The sequence below is a fragment of the Burkholderia sp. JPY481 genome (genome assembly GCF_038900515.1).
GTDB lineage: Bacteria > Pseudomonadota > Gammaproteobacteria > Burkholderiales > Burkholderiaceae > Paraburkholderia > Paraburkholderia youngii.
Genome location: NZ_JAYMRT010000243.1, coordinates 1 through 249 on the forward strand (window position 1 = coordinate 1; position 249 = coordinate 249).

Consider the following 249-nt stretch of genomic DNA (forward strand, 5'->3'; position numbering starts at 1 on the left):
GGCGTGTGGTCAAGCGCCCGGGGCGGCTGCACGATCTCCACCACCTGCTCGAATGGCAGGTCCTGATGCTCCTGCGCCCCCAGGGCCGTACGCCGTGTCCGCTCCAGAAGCGTCGCCACGTCCGGCCCGCCCGACAGGTCCACCCGGAGCGCCAGCGTGTTCACAAAAAAGCCGATCAGCTCCTCGATCTCGCGCCGGCCGCGGTTGGCACTCGGCACCCCGATCACAATGTCGTCCTGCCCCGACAGA

At 69.1% G+C, this 249-nt stretch carries 1 protein-coding gene; it reads right to left on the minus strand.

The features are described from left to right. A partial coding sequence (locus tag VSR82_RS40530; RefSeq protein ID WP_498858982.1) for a condensation domain-containing protein occupies window positions 1–249 on the minus strand: 249 nt, incomplete at both ends.